The sequence below is a fragment of the Duganella sacchari genome, from assembly GCF_900143065.1.
Classification (GTDB): domain Bacteria; phylum Pseudomonadota; class Gammaproteobacteria; order Burkholderiales; family Burkholderiaceae_D; genus Rugamonas; species Rugamonas sacchari.
The window spans coordinates 92,374-109,390 of the sequence record NZ_FRCX01000008.1; the positions used below are offsets into that span (position 1 = coordinate 92,374).

The 17,017-nt window shown below is 61.0% G+C and carries 17 protein-coding genes; 9 read left to right on the forward strand and 8 right to left on the reverse strand.

Translation table 11 applies throughout. The features are described 5' to 3' along the window. The first annotated feature begins 41 nt into the window (after positions 1 to 41). The 5 genes from hpf to BUA36_RS18960 all read left to right on the forward strand — a co-directional run bounded on the left by hpf (position 42) and on the right by BUA36_RS18960 (position 3,402). Entirely contained in the window at positions 42 to 398 is a 357-nt protein-coding gene (hpf, locus tag BUA36_RS18940; RefSeq protein WP_072786882.1) for a ribosome hibernation-promoting factor, HPF/YfiA family, read from the forward strand. Between the two features lie 89 nt (positions 399 to 487). After that, a complete protein-coding gene (locus BUA36_RS18945) occupies positions 488 to 1,390 on the forward strand; it encodes an alginate lyase family protein (RefSeq protein WP_072786883.1) in 903 nt (300 codons plus the stop codon). A 9-nt stretch (positions 1,391 to 1,399) separates the two neighbouring features. Beyond that, a complete protein-coding gene (locus BUA36_RS18950; RefSeq protein WP_072786884.1) occupies positions 1,400 to 2,473 on the forward strand; it encodes an enoyl-CoA hydratase/isomerase family protein in 1,074 nt (357 codons plus the stop codon). Positions 2,474 to 2,478: 5 nt separating this feature from the next. Then, positions 2,479 to 2,937 (forward strand): Lrp/AsnC family transcriptional regulator, encoded by a 459-nt coding sequence (locus BUA36_RS18955; protein ID WP_072786885.1) that lies wholly within the window; start codon positions 2,479 to 2,481, stop codon positions 2,935 to 2,937. A 93-nt stretch (positions 2,938 to 3,030) separates the two neighbouring features. Then, positions 3,031 to 3,402 (forward strand): VOC family protein, encoded by a 372-nt coding sequence (locus BUA36_RS18960; RefSeq protein WP_084560240.1) that lies wholly within the window; start codon positions 3,031 to 3,033, stop codon positions 3,400 to 3,402. Here the strand turns inward: BUA36_RS18960 and rapZ are convergent. The 5 genes from rapZ to ilvA form a co-directional block, all read right to left on the reverse strand. Then, positions 3,395 to 4,264, reverse strand: a complete 870-nt coding sequence (gene rapZ, locus BUA36_RS18965) for an RNase adapter RapZ (protein WP_072786886.1) — start codon at positions 4,262 to 4,264, stop codon at positions 3,395 to 3,397. The genes BUA36_RS18960 and rapZ overlap by 8 nt on opposite strands. A gap of 126 nt (positions 4,265 to 4,390) precedes the next feature. Next, positions 4,391 to 5,326, reverse strand: coding sequence for an HPr(Ser) kinase/phosphatase (hprK, locus tag BUA36_RS18970; protein ID WP_072786887.1), 936 nt, complete (start codon positions 5,324 to 5,326; stop codon positions 4,391 to 4,393). Positions 5,327 to 5,381: 55 nt separating this feature from the next. Beyond that, positions 5,382 to 5,864 carry a PTS sugar transporter subunit IIA gene (locus BUA36_RS18975; protein ID WP_072786888.1) on the reverse strand — a complete coding sequence of 161 codons (483 nt, stop codon included), beginning with the start codon at positions 5,862 to 5,864 and terminating at the stop codon, positions 5,382 to 5,384. Positions 5,865 to 6,193: 329 nt separating this feature from the next. Beyond that, positions 6,194 to 7,027, reverse strand: coding sequence for an NADPH-dependent 7-cyano-7-deazaguanine reductase QueF (gene queF, locus BUA36_RS18980; RefSeq protein ID WP_072786889.1), 834 nt, complete (start codon positions 7,025 to 7,027; stop codon positions 6,194 to 6,196). 62 nt (positions 7,028 to 7,089) lie between these two features. Then, a complete protein-coding gene (ilvA, locus tag BUA36_RS18985; protein ID WP_072786890.1) occupies positions 7,090 to 8,625 on the reverse strand; it encodes a threonine ammonia-lyase, biosynthetic in 1,536 nt (511 codons plus the stop codon). Between the two features lie 168 nt (positions 8,626 to 8,793). Here ilvA and BUA36_RS18990 point away from each other — a divergent pair, with 168 nt between their 5' ends. The 4 genes from BUA36_RS18990 to BUA36_RS19005 all read left to right on the forward strand — a co-directional run bounded on the left by BUA36_RS18990 (position 8,794) and on the right by BUA36_RS19005 (position 14,397). Continuing rightward, complete coding sequence (locus BUA36_RS18990) at positions 8,794 to 9,285, forward strand: YqaA family protein (protein ID WP_072786891.1); 492 nt, start codon at positions 8,794 to 8,796, stop codon at positions 9,283 to 9,285. Between the two features lie 224 nt (positions 9,286 to 9,509). Next, positions 9,510 to 13,520, forward strand: coding sequence for a DUF3683 domain-containing protein (locus tag BUA36_RS18995; RefSeq protein ID WP_072786892.1), 4,011 nt, complete (start codon positions 9,510 to 9,512; stop codon positions 13,518 to 13,520). Between the two features lie 2 nt (positions 13,521 to 13,522). Further along, the gene (locus BUA36_RS19000) at positions 13,523 to 13,954 is read left to right on the forward strand and encodes an HIT family protein (protein WP_072786893.1); all 432 of its coding nucleotides are present in this window, start codon (positions 13,523 to 13,525) and stop codon (positions 13,952 to 13,954) included. Continuing rightward, positions 13,951 to 14,397: a gamma-butyrobetaine hydroxylase family protein gene (locus BUA36_RS19005; protein WP_072786894.1), complete on the forward strand. Its 447-nt coding sequence runs from the start codon at positions 13,951 to 13,953 to the stop codon at positions 14,395 to 14,397. The genes BUA36_RS19000 and BUA36_RS19005 overlap by 4 nt, the downstream gene beginning before the upstream one ends. Here BUA36_RS19005 and BUA36_RS19010 read toward each other — a convergent pair. The 3 genes from BUA36_RS19010 to BUA36_RS19025 form a co-directional block, all read right to left on the reverse strand. Beyond that, on the reverse strand, positions 14,394 to 14,684 hold the full coding sequence (locus BUA36_RS19010) for a hypothetical protein (RefSeq protein WP_072786895.1): 291 nt from the start codon (positions 14,682 to 14,684) through the stop codon (positions 14,394 to 14,396). The two genes, BUA36_RS19005 and BUA36_RS19010, sit on opposite strands and share 4 nt — an antisense overlap. 253 nt (positions 14,685 to 14,937) lie before the next feature. Next, a complete protein-coding gene (locus BUA36_RS19020) occupies positions 14,938 to 15,852 on the reverse strand; it encodes a sulfonate ABC transporter substrate-binding protein (protein WP_072786896.1) in 915 nt (304 codons plus the stop codon). Positions 15,853 to 15,861: 9 nt separating this feature from the next. Beyond that, positions 15,862 to 16,914: a LacI family DNA-binding transcriptional regulator gene (locus BUA36_RS19025; protein ID WP_072786897.1), complete on the reverse strand. Its 1,053-nt coding sequence runs from the start codon at positions 16,912 to 16,914 to the stop codon at positions 15,862 to 15,864. Between the last annotated feature and the right edge of the window lie 103 nt (positions 16,915 to 17,017).

The following is a 17,017-nucleotide window of genomic DNA, read 5'->3' on the forward strand; positions in this document are numbered from 1 at the left end:
TCGCACCAACCGTTAGAAGCGACTTATCTTTAGGAGTGTGTATGAATCTCACCATCAGTGGACATCATCTCGAAGTGACCGCAGCTATTCGCGAGTACGTGCAGAATAAACTGGAACGGGTCACCCGCCACTTTGATCAAGTGATTGATATTGCTGTCATCCTGACCGTAGATAACCTTAAAGAGAAAGAGAAACGCCAGAAGGCTGAAATCAACCTGCGTATGTCCGGCAAGACCGTCTACGTGGAAAGCCTGTCGCAAGACCTGTACGCCGCCATCGATACCCTGATCGACAAGCTTGACCGGCAGGTCATGAAGTACAAATCCAAAGTTCAATCGCACGGGCACGATGCCATCAAGCATATCCCCGACAGCTACGAACCCGCTGCCTCCGCCTGATTAGCGGTCACAGCACATCAAACAAAGGGCGCTCAAGGACGCCCTTTTTTGCGGTACCATAGTTAAACGTTTAACTTTCCTGGAGAACCATGAAATCTCTGCTGATTGCACTGGCGCTTGCCGCGCCGGCCAGCCATGCCTGCGATGCGCCGCCGCCCGCGCGCAGCGACATCGACGCCAACAGCTATTACTCGGACCAGCATCACTCCGTCATCGATCCGGTGCTGCGGGCCAGGAACATCGCCAACACCAAACCGATCGAGGACTTCCTGTCGCAGGTGGCGCGCGACGCCAATCAGGGGGATGCTGCGTGCGCGCTCACCTGGTTGAACAGCTGGGCCGGGCAGCAAGCCATGCTGGGCAAGATGTCGAGCGAACAGGCCTATTACGTGCGCAAGTGGACCTTGGGCGGCTTGGCGCTGAACTACGCGCGCATCCGGCAGCAGGCAACGCCGGCGCAGCGCGCGGCCATCGAAAGCTGGTTCAAGGCGCTGGCCGACGCCGCCATGGCGCATGCGGATGCCAAGAAGGGCGGCCGCAACAACCACTACTACTGGGAAGGCCTGGCCGTGACAGCGGTGGGCGGCGTCACGGGCGATGCGCGCTATCTGGACTGGGGCCGCAAGGTATTCGAGCATGCGATGGGCCAGATGGCGGCCGACGGTGCGCTGCCTGCGGAAATGGAACGCGCCGGCAAGGCGCTGCACTATCAGGTGTATGCCGCCACGCCGCTGGTGATGATCGCCTCGATACTGGACCTGCACGATGCGCGGCTGGACACGCTGGTGGCGTTCACCGTGGCCAGCTCGGCCGATCCGTCCGGCATCGCCAGGCGCACCGGTGTGGAACAGGAACCGGTGGGCAGCCGCGAGGTGACCATTGTCTACAACCGCCACGAAGGCAAACCGCCGCCACCGGCCGGCAAGGCGCTGTGGCAGCCGCGTCTGGGCGGGGCGCTGGAAGTGCCGAACCCGCTGGAGCATCTGCAGTAGAATATTCGCATGAGCGAATATATCCACACCAGCGTTAGCAACGGCACCGGCCTGATCGTACTGGACCGGCCCAAGGCCCTCAACTCCCTGTCACTGGACATGGTGCGTGCGATCACCCAGGCGCTGCTGGCCTGGCGCGATGATGCGGCGGTGGCTGCCGTCGTCATCCGCAGCAGCAGCGAAAAAGCATTTTGCGCGGGCGGCGACATCCGTTTCTTTTACGATGCAGGCCGTACCACGCCGCAGCACGGCAGCGCGCTGGTGGAGGATTTCTTCACCGAGGAATATTCGCTAAATCATTTAGTTCATTTCTATCCGAAACCCTATATTGCGCTCATGGACGGCGTGGTGATGGGCGGCGGCATGGGCATCGCGCAGGCCGGTCCGGACGCGCGCGTTCGCATCGTGACCGACAAGACCAAAATGGCCATGCCGGAGGTGAATATCGGCCTGTTCCCGGATGTAGGCGGCAGTTATTTCCTGTCGCGCGCGCCGGGGGCGCTGGGCTACTACCTGGGCATTACCGGCGTCACCATCAGCGCAGCGGATGCCTTGTATGCGGGCCTTGCCGATTACTACGCGCCGCTGGCGGACCGCGCGGCGCTGGAGGCGCTGCTGACCGATACGCCGGGCGCAGGACTGGTTGCCGCCATCGCGGCGCACGCTCAGCCGGCCGGCGACAGCGCGCTGGCGGCCGCGCACGCGGCCATCGACCGCCACTTCGGTGCCGGCTCGGTGCCCGCCATCGTCGCCTCGCTCAAGACCGACAGCAGCGAGTTCGCGCAGAAAACGCTGGCCGTCATCGCCACGCGCTCGCCGCTGATGATGTGCGTCACGCACGAACTCATTAAACGCGGTGCAGCGCTGGACGTGGCCGGCTGCCTGCGCATGGAGCGCGCACTGGTGCGCCGCAATTTTGAAAACGGCGAAGTCATTGAAGGCGTGCGCGCGTTGGTCATCGACAAGGACAATGCGCCGCAATGGACGCCGGCCACGCTGGACGCGGTCAGCGACGAGATGGTGCAAGCCATGTTCCAGCCAGTCTGGCCAGACTACGCGCATCCGCTGCGCCATCTGGACTGAGCGCGGTGGAACTGGACCGCATCGACCTGCAGATACTCAACCTGCTGCAGGAGGACGCCACGATACCGCTGCGCCGCCTGGCCGAACAGGTGCATGCTTCCGCCGCCACCTGCCAGCGCCGCATCGCCCAGCTGCGCGCCAGCGGCATCCTGCTCAAGGACGTGGCGCTGGTGGACCGCGTGAAAGTGGGGCGGCCCCTGACCGCCTTCGTCACCGTCCAGCTGGCGCAGCAGAACACCGCGCTGCTCAAAATGTTTGAAGCCTTGATGCGCGAAGAGCCCGACGTCAGCGCGTGCTACGAAGTGGCCGGCGAATACGACTTCATGCTGGTGGTGACTGCCGCCTCGATGGAAGCCTTCCAGGCCTTCACGCGCCGCGTCTTCACGTCCAACAACAACGTCAACAACTACAAGAGCTTGCTGGCGATGAGCTGCGCCAAGTTCGAGACCAAAGTCCCGTTATGAAGATTGAATAAGTTTTGCACCGCACCGGTGCAGAATGAAAATTTGTCTCATGGCGCGTCCGTATGATGGGCTCCTCAACTCTTGGAGAGCATCATGATCGACCACGTATCCATCGGCACGCGCGAACTGCCGCGCGCCACCAATTTCTATAGCGCCTGTTTCGCGCCGCTAGGCTATAGCGTGCAGCACCAGGATGACGGCCAGACCATCTACGGTGCCAATGGCCACTGGAGTTTCGCGCTGTATCCGTCGCCGCAGGGAGAATTGATCGGCGCGCGTACCCACGTCGCCATTGCCGCGCCGAGCCAGCAGGCCGCCCAGGGATTTTTCGAGGCTGCCATCGCCTGCGGCGCTACCGCCTTGCGCGAACCGGGACTGCGCCCGGACATCAACGAGCGCTACTATGGCGCCATGGTGAAAGACCCCGATGGCCACACCATCGAGGTGGTGCACTGGATCAGTTGAATTTCTGCTCGCGGTGGCGCAGGACCACGCGTTCGCTTTCGTTGAAGTAGGCGGCCAGTTTTTCCGCCATGTAGACGGAGCGGTGCTGGCCACCGGTGCAGCCGAGGGCCACCGTCAGGTAGCTGCGGTTGTCGCTCTTGAAGGACGGTAGCCATTTTTCGATGAAGGCGCGGATGTCGTTGAGCATTTCGCCGGCGCTGGCCTGGGCGTCGAGGAAGTTGATCACAGGCAGGTCGCGGCCGGTCAGCGGGCGCAAGGTCAGGTCGTAATACGGGTTGGGCAGCGCGCGCACGTCGAAGACAAAGTCGGCGTCCATCGGCACGCCGAGCTTGAACGCAAACGATTCAAAGAACAGCGTCAACGGCGCACCAGAGATCGCCACCAGGTCCTTGACCCAGGCGCGTAGCTTGTTGGCGCTGAGTTCGGACGTGTCGATCACATGGCCCAGTTTTTCAATGGTGGACAAGCGCTCGCGTTCTTCCAGGATACATTCGATCAGGGTGCGGCGCGCGGCGGGATTCTGCCCTGGACGCAGCTCGTGCGACAGCGGATGGCTGCGGCGCGTCTCGGAAAAGCGCGCCACCAGCGAGTGGGTGTTCGCCGTCAGGAACATCACCTTGACGTCATGTCCCTCTTCACGCAGGCGCTTCACATCGGCCGGCAGCGATGCCAGCGACTCGGCGCTACGCGCATCGACGGCCACCGCCAACGCCTGCAGGCCTTCCTCCATCAAGGTTTTGACCAGGCTGGAAAGCAGGGCGGGCGGCAGGTTGTCGACGCAGTAATGTCCCGTGTCTTCGAGGACATTGAGTGCGACGGATTTGCCAGAACCGGAGATACCAGTGATTATTACGATGCGCATAGCGTCGATGATACCGCAGTAAGACCAGCCTTGCCCATCGCCGCCTCGGGAAATATGATTGAAAACTTTGTCATGAGCAGATCAGTGACGAGCACTGGCGTACACGATTGACAGGATGCAAGCGCCTCAATCGCCGCTCATGGCCTGGCGCTGGCGCTCCATGAATTCCTGCAGCGTGTCGATGCCGCGCAGTTGCAGGATGGTGTTGCGTACGGCGGCCTCCAGCAGCACCGCGATGTTGCGGCCGGCCGCCACAGGAATCACAACCTTGCGGATCGGCAGGCCCAGCACATCTTCGGTCGGGAACTGGAACGGCAGGCGCTCCACTTCTTCATCGGCGGCGCCACGGCGCACCAGGTGCACGATGAGTTTCAGACGCATCTTGCGCCGCACCGCCGTCTCGCCAAAGATGGCCTTGATGTCCAGCAGGCCCAGCCCGCGCACTTCCAGCAGGTTTTGCAGCAGCGCCGGGCAGCGGCCCTCGATCATATTCGGCGCGATGCGCGAGAACTCCACCGCATCGTCCGCCACCAGGCCGTGCGAGCGCGAGATCAGCTCCAGACCCAGCTCGCTCTTGCCGAGGCCGGAGTCGCCGGTAATCAGCACACCCACCCCGAGCACGTCCATGAACACGCCGTGCATGATGATGCGCTGGGCCAGCTTCTTGGACAGGTACACGCGCAGGAAGTCGATCACCTGCGCGGCAGGCAGCGGCGTCGAGAACAGCGGAATATTTTTTTCGTCGCAGATGGCGAGAATGTCGGGCGGCGTTTCCAGCCCTTGCGCGATGATGAGCGCCGGCGGGCCGCCCGCGATCAGCTCGCCAATCACATGGGTGCGCGTGAGCGACTTGAGGCGCTGGTAATAGTTGATCTCTTGATGGCCGAAGACCTGGATGCGGCCCGGGTGGATGGTGTTCAGGTGGCCGACCTGGTCGGCGGCCGAGGCGACGTCGCCGGAAATCAGGCGTTCGCCGCCTGGAAAGCCGGCGAACCAGCCAAGCTGCAAACTTTCGCGATTGTCGTCGTAAAGCCTTTGTATCGTCAGCGGAGTTTGCAGCATGGGGCATTTCACCAGGTTAGTTAATCTAACCCTAGTGTAACCCCATCGCTGCGGCTCAGCCAGCGGCTTGCAGGCTCGGTTGCCAGTTGATGATGCGCGAGTGCACGGATTTTGGATCGGTGTCCGTGCTCAGCGCGGTGCGGAACGCGTCGTCCGAGAACATCTCGGCGATCTCCGACAGGATCTCCAGGTGCTGCTGGGTCACGTGATCCGGGATCAGCAGGAAGAACAGCAGGCTGACCGGCTTGCCGTCCGGCGACTCGAATGGAATCGGTTCGGCCAGACGGACGAACGCTGCCAGCGGCGTCTTCAGGCTCTTCATGCCCTTGATGCGGCCGTGCGGCACGGCGACACCATGGCCCAGGCCGGTCGAACCGAGGCGCTCGCGCGCGAACAGATTGTCCGAGACAGTGGAGCGGGCGATGCCGCAATTGTTTTCGAAGATCAGGCCGGCTTGCTCGAAAGCGCGCTTTTTGCTGGAGACTTCCAGATCCAGCTGCACGTTTTCCAGAGAGAGTATTTTGCTAAGGTTGTTCATAGTACGACGTCAGATGTTGCAACGCACAAAGGTGGCATGCGAGCAGAATTATAGGCTTGTTTCTGTGCCGTGTAACATGAAATCGCTCGCATCACCGTTGCGTTGGCGCCCACCAAGGGCTGGGCTGCACGTTGGTAAAAATGCACCGAAGAAATGAATCGCTATTTCTGGACAGGATTCTTTGAAAACACCGGTATTTGCTTGGAAACCGGGGAGTTTTTCCGTTTTTTTACGCGTTTTTCAGCCGGTCCGGCCGTATGGCGTGTCCATCACGCTGATGACACATCATACGCCGGTTTTTCGATTTTTGATTGAAAAAATAATTACAGTTATTGACGTGCGCCACGCAGATTCAGCGGTTTCTGTGCTGTGCTGAAGTTGCTGCGCCATGGATTGATGTCGAGTCCGCCACGACGCGTGTAGCGCGCGTAGACCGCCAGCTGCTGCGGCTGGCACTGGCGCAGGATGTCGACAAAGATGCGCTCGACGCACTGCTCGTGGAACTCGTTGTGCTCACGGAAGCCGATCAGATAGCGCAGCAGGCTTTCCTGGTCGATTTGCGGACCGGCGTAATGAATCTGCACACTCGCCCAGTCTGGCTGGCCGGTGACCAGGCAGTTGGATTTGAGCAGGTGCGAAACCAGTTTCTCTTCGACCGGTTCTTCATCAAGCGCGGCTTTCAGGATTTCCGGCGACGGGCTGTAATGGTCGACGTCGATGTCCAGGCGGTCCAGCAGCAAGCCGTCCAGCTCGCCCATTTCCACCATGCCGAATTCCTCCGGCTGGGTCAGGATGATGTGGACATTGCCACCGGCGGCGGCCGACAGATCCTGCTGCAGCAAGGCTTTCAGTGCGGCTACGCTGTCGAGCCGGGTCTGATTGAAGGAGTTCAGGTAGAGTTTGAACGACTTCGATTCAATGATGTTGGGCGAATCGGCCGGGAAGGTGATGCGCGCAATGGCCACCTGCGGTTTGCCGCGCTGGTTCAGCCACGAGATTTCATACGCGTTCCAGATATCGACGCCAAAGAACGGCAGGGTGCCCGACAAGCCCAGCTCATCGCGCTTGCCCTGGCGCGGAATCGGGAACAGCAGTTCCGGCGCGTAATCGGTGCGGTAGGCGGAGGTTTTCCCCAGCGGGGACTGGTCGGCGGTATTGGTCATGGCGATATCGGTATTTCAGTGAAGGACGGCATGGTAACGCAAACCACGCCGTCCTGTCCGGGCTAGCCCAGGAACAGTTTATAAACCGGGTTGCTGCTCTCGTCCCAGTAGCGGTAGCCCAGCGTCGCCAGGAATTGCGCGAAGTCGCTCATTTCCTCGGGCGGCACTTGCAGGCCGATCACGATGCGGCCGACGTCGCCGCCCTGGCTGCGGTAATGGCACAGCGAGATATTCCAGTTTGGCGCCATCGAATCGAGGAAACGCATCAGCGCGCCCGGACGTTCCGGGAACTCGAAGCGGTACAGCAGCTCGTTGTCGGCCAGCGCGCTCTTGCCGCCGACCAGATGGCGCAAATGGGTCTTGGCCAGCTCGTCGTGGGTCAGATCCAGCGCCTTGAAACCGTGCTCTTCAAAGCGGCGTGCCAGCGCGCCGGATTCATTGCGGTCGGCGATCTGCACGCCGCAGAACACATGGGCATCGTCCTTGTCGCTGATGCGGTAGGTGAACTCGGTGACATTGCGCGCGCCGACCAGTTTGCACAAGCGCTTGAAGCTGCCGCGCTGCTCAGGCAGCGTGACGGCAAACAGCGCCTCGCGCGCCTCGCCTAGCTCGGCGCGTTCGGCCACGAAACGCAGGCGGTCGAAGTTCATATTGGCGCCGCTGGCAATCGTAATCAGCGTTTCGTTTTTGATCGGGTCCTTGGTCAGCGCGGCGCGCTCGATATAGGCCTTGGCGCCGGCGATGGACAGCGCGCCCGACGGTTCCAGAATGCTGCGCGTGTCGCTGAACACATCCTTGATGGCGGCGCTGATGGCATCGGTATCGACCAGGATGATGTCGTCCACATACTCCTGCACCAGACGGAAAGTTTCCTCGCCAGCCAGGCGCACCGCAGTGCCGTCGGCGAACAGGCCCACATCCGACAGCGTGACGCGCTCGCCCGCTTTGAGGCTGCGCGCCATGGCATCCGAATCGAGCGACTGCACGCCGATGATCTTGATGTCTGGACGGATCTGCTTGACGTAAGCGGCAATCCCGGCAATCAGGCCGCCGCCGCCGATCGGCACAAAAATGGCGTGGATCGGACCGGAGTGCTGGCGCAGGATTTCCATGCCGATGGTGCCCTGGCCGGCGATCACATCCGGATCATCGAACGGGTGGACAAAGGTCAGCTTCTGTTCTTTTTCCAGCGTCAGCGCGTGGTTGTAGGCATCGGTGTAAGACTCGCCATGCAGCACCACCTCAACGTCGGCGCCGCCGCGCGCCTTGACCGCGTCCACCTTCACCTGCGGCGTGGTGGTCGGCATCACAATGACCGCACGGCAGCCCATGCGCGCGGCGGACAGGGCCACGCCTTGCGCGTGGTTGCCGGCCGAGGCGCAAATCACGCCGCGCTTGCGTTGCGCGTCGCTCAGGTGCGCCATCTTGTTGTAGGCGCCGCGAATCTTGAAGCTGAACACGCCCTGCATGTCCTCGCGCTTGAAGTAAATTCGGTTCTCAAAGCGCTGCGACAGCGTCGGCGCGAGTTCCAGCGGGGTTTCATCAGCGACGTCATAGACGCGCGCGGTCAGTACTTTCTTCAGATAGTCGATAGTCATAGTCTGCAAACAAAGAGTTCAACTGCGGGATTACGATGCTAACTATCCGGCTGGTGACCGGGTGGAGCAGGGGCGCTGGTCCTTGGCGGGTAGGCTGGGACCGGACTGTTCAAACGTGCGGTGTGTGACTCATTATAATGGACACCTTTCATTGAACCCAAAGAAACGATGGTCGAATCCGCAATTACCTGGCTGCTGCACGTGCTGGCCGCGCCGGCAGTCGGGCTGACGTCGGTCTTTCTCATCGCGCTGGTGTCCGCCACGCTGGTGCCGCTGGGCTCGGAACCGGCGGTGTTTGCCGTCATCAAGGCCAATCCGGAGATGTTCTGGAGCGCGATTGCGGTCGCCACGGTGGGCAATACCATCGGCGGCGCCATCGATTACTACATGGGCTGGCAGGCCAAGCAGAGTTTTGCCAAGGAGCGCAAAAGCCGCTGGTTCCACTGGCTGGAGCGCTACGGCGCCAAGACCATGCTGCTGGCCTGGCTGCCCGGCATCGGCGATCCGCTGTGCACGCTGGGCGGCTGGCTGCGCCTGCCGTTCTGGCCCAGCGTGGCGTATATGGCCGTCGGCAAGCTGTTGCGCTATCTCACCATGACCACCTTGCTGTTGTACGTGCCGGACGGACTGTGGCATCGGATCGGACAAATGTTGGGCTAAATTGGTGCAACTGATCATATTGCCGCATAAGCTAATGCGTAAATTTCATTCAGTTTGAGTCGTTGTTGAGGCATGTTACTGCTCGCGGCGGCGCATATTTTCGAATTTTTAGCGGGTTTTGCGTCCGGGTAGTATCCATGGGCGGCCTAAGGCTGTTCCCGCGTGGTGCGTTGCAATAGGCTAGAATGGCCCTCCCGGGTACTGTCTATGGTCTGAAACGCACAATGAACGCCCCTGCACAAATTCAAGCTTTGCTGGCGGAAACGCCCCACGGTCCGGAGGCTACGCGCCTGCGGGAAATTCCTTATAACTACACGTCGTTTTCCGATCGCGAGATCGTGATTCGTCTGCTGGGCGAGGAATCGTGGTCATTGCTGGATGCATTGCGCGGCGCGCGCCAGACCGGCCGCTCGGCCCGTATGCTGTACGAAGTGCTGGGCGATATCTGGGCGGTACGCCGTAATCCGTACCTGCAGGATGACCTGCTGGATAACCCGAAACGCCGCCAGGAACTCATCAACGCATTGCATCACCGTCTGGCGGAAGTCGATAAGCGCCGCCTGAATGTGGACGACGCGGAGCAGGATGACGCCTCGCGCGAACGCAGCGTCAATGTGGTCAAGCTGCTGCGCGCTGCCGGCAAGGCGGTGGCGGACTTCGGCGAGGAATTCAAGCAGGTGTATGACCTGCGCAAGCGCACTTACAAGGTGCTGGGCCGCTACACGGACAAGCACAACATCTGCTTCGACGGCATGAAGCGTATCAGCCACGTGACCGATGCGACCGACTGGCGCGTCGAGTATCCGTTCGTGGTGCTGACCCCGGACAGCGAAGAGGAAATGGCCGGCCTGGTCAAGGGCTGTATCGAGCTGGGCCTGACCATCATCCCGCGCGGCGGCGGCACGGGCTACACCGGCGGCGCAATTCCGCTGACGCCGATGTCGGCTGTCATCAACACCGAGAAGCTGCTGAATATGGGCGCGGTCGAGATGAAGGTGCTGCCCGGCCTGGAGCGCGAGTACGCGACCATCTATACCGGCGCGGGCGTGATCACCAACAAGGTGTCGGAAGCGGCCGAGAAAGCGGGCTTTGTGTTTGCAGTGGACCCGACCTCGGCCCACGCATCCTGCATCGGCGGCAATATCGCCATGAACGCCGGTGGCAAGAAGGCTGTGTTGTGGGGCACTGCGCTGGATAACCTGGCGTCGTGGCGCATGGTTGATCCGCAAGGCGACTGGCTGGAAGTCACGCGCCTGGATCACAACCTGTCGAAGATTCACGATACGCCGCTGGCCCGCTTCAAGCTGGAATGGACCCATCCGACTGCGCGCGGCGAAGCCAAGGGCGCGCCGTTCAAGACGGAGATCCTGGAAATTGCCGGACGTGTATTCCGCAAGGAAGGCCTGGGCAAGGACGTTACCGACAAATTCCTGGCCGGCCTGCCGGGCATTCAGAAAGAGGGCACCGACGGCCTCATCACTTCGTCGCGCTGGATTCTGCACAAGATGCCGAAGTTCACCCGCACCGTCTGCCTGGAATTCTTCGGCCAGGCGCGCGATGCGATTCCATCGATCGTGGAAATCAAGGACTACCTGGACGGCCTGCCCGCCAAGGGCGAGCAATTCTCCACGCTGCGCCTTGCCGGCCTGGAGCATCTGGACGAGCGATATCTGCGCGCGGTCGGCTACGCCACCAAATCGAAACGCGGCGTGCTGCCGAAGATGGCGCTGTTTGGCGACATCGTCGGCGATGACGAAAACGCCGTGGCCCAGGCCGCATCGGAAGTGGTGCGTCTGGCCAACACCCGCGTGGGCGAAGGCTTCATCGCGGTGAGCCCGGAAACGCGCAAGAAATTCTGGCTGGACCGCGCCCGTACCGCCGCCATCGCCAAGCACACCAATGCGTTCAAGATCAATGAAGACGTGGTGATTCCGCTCAACCGCATGGGCGAATACACCGACGGCATCGAGCGCATCAACATCGAGCTGTCGATCAAGAACAAGCTGCAACTGGTGGAAGCGCTGCAGGACTTCTTCGCCGCCGGCAATCTGCCGATCGGCAAGAGCGACGATGCGGACGACAGCGTCGGCGATGCCGAAATGCTGGGCGACCGTGCGCTGCAGGCGGAAGCGCTGCTGGCGCAAGTGCACGCGCGCTGGACCTATCTGCTGGCCGGGCTGGACCAGCCGCTGGCCGGCATCACCGCGCAACTGGCGGAACTGGGTCTCGACCGCCTGCTGCCGGTGTTTGAGGAGCGCCTGAAAACGCAGCCGCACGCCACGCTGTTCGACGTGGTGCAGGACCGTACCATCCGCGTGACGTGGAAGCAGGAGCTCCGCGCGCAGCTGCGTCAGATCTTCAACGGCGCCGCCTACAAGCTGATTCTTGACGAAGCCACGGCGATCCACAAGCGCGTGCTGCGCGGCCGTGTGTTTGTGGCGCTGCACATGCACGCTGGCGACGGCAACGTCCACACCAACTTGCCGGTCAACTCGGACCACTACGAGATGCTGCAACTGGCGCACCAGGCCGTCGCGCGCATCATGACGCTGGCGCGTTCGCTGAACGGTGTGATCTCGGGCGAGCACGGCATCGGCATCACCAAGCTGGAATTCCTGCAGGAAGACGAGATCGCGCCGTTCCGCGATTACAAGATGCGCGTCGACCCGGAAGGCCGCTTCAACAAGGGCAAGCTGCTGAATCTGGAAGGCATGGAAGCCGACCTGCGCAACGCTTACACGCCGTCGTTCGGCCTGATGGGGCATGAATCGTTGATCATGCAGCAGAGCGATATCGGCGCGATTGCCAACAGCGTCAAGGACTGCCTGCGCTGCGGCAAATGCAAACCGGTGTGCTCGACCCACGTGCCGCGCGCCAACCTGCTGTACTCGCCGCGTGACAAGATCCTGGCCACCTCGTCGCTGATCGAAGCCTTCCTGTACGAAGAGCAGACCCGCCGCGGCATCTCGATCAAGCACTGGGAAGAATTTGAAGACGTGGCGGACCACTGCACCGTCTGCCACAAATGCGTGACGCCATGTCCGGTCAATATCGACTTCGGCGACGTGTCGATGAATATGCGCAACCTGCTGCGCAAGATGGACAAGAAGTCCTTCAATCCGGGCAAGGCTGCGGCCATGTTCTACCTGAACGCGACCGATCCGGCCACCATCAATGCCACGCGTGCGGCCATGGTGGGCCTGGGTTACAAGGCGCAGCGCCTGGGCAATGACATCCTGAAGAAATTCGCCAAGAAGCAGACCAAGGCGCCGCCGCCAACTGTCGGCAAGCCGCCGGTGCGTGAACAGGTAATCCACTTCATCAACAAGAAGATGCCGGGCAACCTGCCGAAGAAAACCGCGCGTGCACTGCTGGATATTGAAGACGACAAGGTCATCCCAATCATCCGCAATCCAAAGACCACCACGGCTGATACGGAAGCGGTGTTCTACTTCCCGGGTTGTGGTTCGGAGCGGCTGTTCTCGCAAGTGGGCCTGGCAACGCAGGCGATGCTGTGGGAAGTGGGCGTGCAGACGGTGCTGCCGCCGGGTTATCTGTGCTGTGGTTATCCGCAGCGCGGTTCGGGCCAGTACGACAAGGCCGACAAGATGATGACGGATAACCGCGTGCTGTTCCACCGCATGGCCAACACGCTCAACTATCTGGACATCAAGACGGTGCTGGTATCGTGCGGCACTTGCTATGACCAGCTGGCGACCTATGAATTCGAGAAGATTTTCCCGGGCTGCCGCATCATGGATATTCACGAATATCTGAATGAAAAGCAGGTCAAGCTGGAAGGCGTGACGGGCACGCGCTATATGTACCACGAGCCGTGCCATACGCCGATGAAGCTGCAGGAGGCGACCAAGACCGTCAACTCGCTGATCCAGACGCATGACAACGTCAAGATCGAGAAGAACGACCGCTGCTGCGGCGATTCGGGCACGCTGATGGTGGCGCGTCCGGACATTTCGACGCAGGTACGCTTCCGCAAGGAAGAGGAAGTCATCAAGGGCGCGGACAAGCTGCGTGCGGACGGCTTCGATGGCGAGGTCAAGATTCTGACCAGCTGCCCGGCCTGCCTGGGGGGCGTATCGCGCTACAGCGAAGATGCTGGCACCACGGCCGATTACATCGTGGTGGAAATCGCCAAGCATCTGCTGGGTGAGAACTGGATGCCGGACTATGTCAAACGCGCCAATGATGGCGGTATCGAACGGGTATTGGTGTAACGATGGCTTGTGATTTGTGTAATCTGCTGGCGGCGCCGGGTGCGGCGCTGATCTGGGGCGACCATCAGGTGTCGGTGGTGGCGGTGGATGAGGCGGAGTATCCGGGCTTCACGCGCGTGGTGTGGAACGCCCACGTCAAGGAAATGACCGATCTGCCAGTGGCTGACCGCGTACGCATCATGGATGTGGTGTGGGCGGTGGAATCGGCGCAGCGCGAGGTGATGGCGCCGGAAAAAATCAATCTGGCCAGTTTTGGTAATATGACGCCGCACGTGCATTGGCACGTTATCCCGCGTTACCGCGACGATGCGCATTTCCCCAACCCGACCTGGGCTGTGGCGCAGCGTGCATCGTCGGCGGAAGTGCTGGCAGCGCGTCGTGCGCTGTTGCCGGCGCTGCACGCAGCCATCGTCGAGAAAGTGAAAGCATTATGAGCAAACCTGTCCCTACCGGCCTGACGGTCCACAACAAATCGAAAGTGCTGGACGTTGAGTTTAACGACGGCGCATCGTTTTCGATTCCGTTTGAACTGCTGCGCGTGTATTCGCCGTCGGCGGAAGTCATGGGACATGGCCCGGGACAGGAAGTGCTGCAGGTCGGCAAGCGCGACGTGGGTATTGCCGGCATTGAGCCGGTGGGCAACTACGCTGTGCAGCCGACTTTTAGCGATGGCCACAATACCGGCATCTTTACCTGGGAATATCTGTACAAGCTGGGCAGCCAGAAGGATGTGCTGTGGGCGGGCTATATGGACCGTCTGCATGCCTCCGGTTTTGACGGCGATAGCGGCCGTGAACCAGGCGTCTCGCTGACTGGCCCATCCACGCAGGCGCACACTCACGGCGGCGGTTGCGGCAGCGGCGGCTGCAAGCACTAATCGCTGACCTGGTCCCGCATCACATACAATATCCGCGCCCGCGCCCAGGGCGATAGGTCGCGTAAGCCCTCAACGTTGAATGTCAGTGGCTTGTCCGCATCTGGCGGGAGCGGCGCGACCTTCATTTTTGCAATGAAGGGTGCGAGCGGTGAATCGGCTAAACGGCGTTTCCGCTCTTCACGCTCACGGATGCTTGATGTGCGCAGCTCATCGAGCTCGGCTTTGCTTTCAGGGTCTATTTCCGGGATCTCAATGTCATCCGGAATTTTTACGCCACAGAGTTTCATAGCTATTCTCCATTAATTCAAACGGCGTTACTAATTCGGGCAGGGAATATCCTCCGTTATTCACCAGCATTCTCAGCAGCCTCAGCTTTCGTGCATTAGCGATATTCTTGCAATCCCAAGTGAGAAGCACTTCACAGTGATGAAATGCCGCGCAAGCAATATGGTCAGCTGCAGATCGGGGTTGTGCTTTTAGACCACCACCGCCAACTAAAAGTTCACGCACGCTGACCATTTTCTGATGTTCAAACGCGCCTTACTTCGGCTGCCAGGTCCAGACACGGCTGGCGATGTTGACGGCTTTGGGGATCAGCTTCTGCTGGTAGAACAGGTCGGCCACACGCTGCTGATTGGCGACGATGTCAGGCGTCACCGGCGTGGCGCCGAAGCGGGAGCGTTGCATCCACGTGGCGACGATGTCGGCAGGTACGCCGGTCTGCTGCGTCAGCAGGGTGCTGACTTCTTTCTGATGCTCACTTGCCCACTTGCCCGTGAGCTTGACCTGCTCCAGCAGCGCCGACACCAGTTGCGGCGATTGCTCCACGAATTTGCGCGAGGCGAGATAGAAGCCGTTCGCCAACGGCAGGCCGCTGTAATCGCTCAGCACGCGCACCTGGTATGCCTTCTGTGCGGAGGCGAAGTAGGGATCCCATACGACCCACGCGTCAATCCCGCCGCTCACAAACGCTGCACGCGCATCCGATGGCGACAAGTACACCGGTGTGATATCGCTGAACTTCAAGCCCGCCTTCTGCAGCGCGGAGGCCAGCAGGAAGTGCGAGCCGGAGCCTTTCTGGAATGCGATGCGCTTGCCCTTTAAATCCGCGACGCTGCGCGCAGGCGAATCCTTGGGCACAAACAGCGCCTCGCTATTCACCGGTGCAGGCTCCGCGCCGACATACAGCAGATCGATGCCTGCCGCCTGCGCAAACACCGGTGGCGGTGCGCCCGTGCTGCCGAAGTCAATGCTGCCTGCATTAAGCGCCTCCAGCATCTGCGGGCCAGCCGGGAATTCAATCCATTTGATCTGATGGCCCGGCAGCGACTTCTCCACCGAACCCTGCGTCTTCATCATGCTGAGCAAGCCAGCGCTTTTTTGAAAGCCGATGCGTATTTCTGCCGCTTGCGTGAACAAGGGCAGGGCGAGCAGCAAACAAATCCATTTCTTCATCAGTCGTCCTTATGCGCTCTCGCGCTCTATCAATTCGCAGGCCAGCAGGTTCAAGCGGGTGTCCTGGCCGGCGTGGGGGAGTACGCCCAGTTGTTCCAGAATGCGCAGCGCGGCGATCTCGCCGATCTCGCGCCCCGGCGGGCGGATCGTGGTGAGGCTGGGCATCAGCAGCGGCGAGAACGCGTAGTCGCCAAAGCCGACAATCGCGCATTGTTCCGGGATCTTTAGCCCGGCGCGCCGGCCTGCCAGTAAAGCACCGGCAGCCAGGTTGTCGTTGGCGAAGATGATGGCTTCGACCGGCCGTGCGCGGCGGGCTGGCGACAAGGCCAGCGCCTCGATCGCCTGCTTGCCCGCGTCGAACGGCGCTTCTGTAGTCGGCGCGTAGATGATGGGCTCAAGGCCATGCTCGCGCATCACCGCCTCGTAGCCATCGCTGCGGTCCACCGCGCTCAAGTCGCCCGCAAGGCTGTTCTGCACGAAGGCGATGCGGCGATAGCCTTTTGCGTACAAATAGCGCGCTGCCTGCTCGCCAACCGAGTTATTGGAATAGCCCACCTGTATCGGCTTGCGGCGCGGCTGGTAGTCCCATGTCTCCACCACGGGAATGCCGGCGGTGGACAGCATCTTCTCCGTCGCGCGGTTGTGGAAACGGCCCACCACTGCCAGCGCGGCGGGTTTCCAGCCGAGGAACGCCTTTACCGCGTTCTCTTCCTGTTTGGCGGAGAAATAGCTGGACGCCAGCAGCAACTGGTAGCCGTGACGGTTCAGCGTATCGCTGAAGGTCTGGATGGTGTTGGCGAAGATGGGGCCAGAAATGTTCGGGATCACCATGCCCACCACGCGGCCATGCGATGAGGCCAGGCCGCCGGCAAACATGTTCGGCACGTAGCCCAGTTCCTTCACTGCGGCCGCGATGCGCGCACTGAGTTTTGCGGAGACGCGTCCCGGTTCGCTGAAATAGCGTGATGCGGTGATCGATCCGACCTCCGCCAATCGCGCGACATCGTGAATGGTCGCGCGTCCTGATCCCCGGCGTTTTCGTGGTGGTGTTGGTTCGCTCATTTACGCATATTCCGAAAAGACATATCGATGATTTTTTTAATTCTTTGACTTCAAGCCGGGCCGCCACGACACTAAAAAAAGGGTACCGGTACCACTTTTATTG

Bases quoted from the DNA above. Each gene is read 5' to 3' on its own strand.
- queF (WP_072786889.1), bottom strand. From the start codon at position 7,027: ATGACCAATACCGCCGACCAGTCCCCGCTGGGGAAAACCTCCGCCTAC.
- BUA36_RS19020 (WP_072786896.1), bottom strand. From the start codon at position 15,852: ATGAAGAAATGGATTTGTTTGCTGCTCGCCCTGCCCTTGTTCACGCAA.
- rapZ (WP_072786886.1), bottom strand. From the start codon at position 4,264: ATGCGCATCGTAATAATCACTGGTATCTCCGGTTCTGGCAAATCCGTC.
- BUA36_RS18990 (WP_072786891.1), top strand. From the start codon at position 8,794: ATGGTCGAATCCGCAATTACCTGGCTGCTGCACGTGCTGGCCGCGCCG.
- BUA36_RS18945 (WP_072786883.1), top strand. From the start codon at position 488: ATGAAATCTCTGCTGATTGCACTGGCGCTTGCCGCGCCGGCCAGCCAT.
- hprK (WP_072786887.1), bottom strand. From the start codon at position 5,326: ATGCTGCAAACTCCGCTGACGATACAAAGGCTTTACGACGACAATCGC.
- BUA36_RS19000 (WP_072786893.1), top strand. From the start codon at position 13,523: ATGGCTTGTGATTTGTGTAATCTGCTGGCGGCGCCGGGTGCGGCGCTG.
- BUA36_RS18950 (WP_072786884.1), top strand. From the start codon at position 1,400: ATGAGCGAATATATCCACACCAGCGTTAGCAACGGCACCGGCCTGATC.
- BUA36_RS19025 (WP_072786897.1), bottom strand. From the start codon at position 16,914: ATGAGCGAACCAACACCACCACGAAAACGCCGGGGATCAGGACGCGCG.
- BUA36_RS18960 (WP_084560240.1), top strand. From the start codon at position 3,031: ATGATCGACCACGTATCCATCGGCACGCGCGAACTGCCGCGCGCCACC.
- BUA36_RS18995 (WP_072786892.1), top strand. From the start codon at position 9,510: ATGAACGCCCCTGCACAAATTCAAGCTTTGCTGGCGGAAACGCCCCAC.
- BUA36_RS19010 (WP_072786895.1), bottom strand. From the start codon at position 14,684: ATGAAACTCTGTGGCGTAAAAATTCCGGATGACATTGAGATCCCGGAA.
- hpf (WP_072786882.1), top strand. From the start codon at position 42: ATGAATCTCACCATCAGTGGACATCATCTCGAAGTGACCGCAGCTATT.
- ilvA (WP_072786890.1), bottom strand. From the start codon at position 8,625: ATGACTATCGACTATCTGAAGAAAGTACTGACCGCGCGCGTCTATGAC.
- BUA36_RS18975 (WP_072786888.1), bottom strand. From the start codon at position 5,864: ATGAACAACCTTAGCAAAATACTCTCTCTGGAAAACGTGCAGCTGGAT.
- BUA36_RS19005 (WP_072786894.1), top strand. From the start codon at position 13,951: ATGAGCAAACCTGTCCCTACCGGCCTGACGGTCCACAACAAATCGAAA.